2 protein-coding genes are annotated in these 882 nt (G+C 29.0%); both read left to right on the forward strand.

Annotated features, from left to right (window positions below; all coding sequences use genetic code 11):
- The first annotated feature begins 266 nt into the window (after positions 1 to 266).
- Positions 267 to 500, forward strand: a complete 234-nt coding sequence (locus OIF36_00535; protein ID MCV6598959.1) for a hypothetical protein — start codon at positions 267 to 269, stop codon at positions 498 to 500.
- Positions 501 to 504: 4 nt separating this feature from the next.
- Positions 505 to 882 (forward strand): hypothetical protein (locus OIF36_00540; GenBank protein ID MCV6598960.1); only part of this gene is annotated, 378 nt, incomplete at its 3' end.

Genomic DNA, 882 nt, shown 5'->3' on the forward strand with positions numbered 1-882 from the left:
GCTGAATTATTATTTACAGATACAGACAGTTTGATTTTTACCATGATATTAAAAAAGATATTAAAAGAAGATTCGATACATCTGATTATAAGGTTAATCATCCATCAGGGATCAAATCAGGTGTTAATAAAAAAGTTATTAGAAAATTCAAAGATGAAACAGCTGGAAAACAAATAACGCATTTTGTTGGTCTTCGTCCGAAGTTGTATACTTTCAAGGTAGAAGATAAAGGGGAAACACGAAAAGCAAAAGGTGTAAAGGGTTGTGTGATCAAAAAATCTTTGTCATTTGAAGATTATAAAAACTGTCTTTTCTCTGAAGATAAAGTAATGAAAGAGATGAATATCATAAGAAGCCAAAATCATGATATATATTCAATGACTGTAAATAAAGTTGCACTTTCAGCCAATGATGATAAAAGATTAATATGTTCCAACAAAATCAACACTTTAGCTTTGAGACCTGAAAAAATTAATAAAACAATATCGTGTAATAAATAAAAAAATGTCATATTTCGAGGAAGAGATAATTCAATATACCAATATTCTACGAAACATCAACGATGGATTAGATGTTTATACACCAGTTTTAGATAATCTCATTCCACTCAAAATTCCAGAAAAGGTTTCATGTGAAAATTGTGGCAATACTCATTTTTTCAAAGATCATGGTTTCCGTTACTGTAACAAATGTTTTTATTCTGTTAGTCGTGTTTTTATCAAAGATTTTACTTCTAAAGACCGATGTCATTTCCAGAAGAAAAGTGTTTACAAGAGGTCATATCATTATCAAAATAAGATAGAAGAGAGCGGTAAAAAATGTAACTTGGATATAAGACCAGAAGTTCATTATAAACTAAGGTTGGATTTAGAAAAGATTGAT

The organism is Alphaproteobacteria bacterium (assembly GCA_025800285.1).
Taxonomy (GTDB): Bacteria; Pseudomonadota; Alphaproteobacteria; order JAOXRX01; family JAOXRX01; genus JAOXRX01.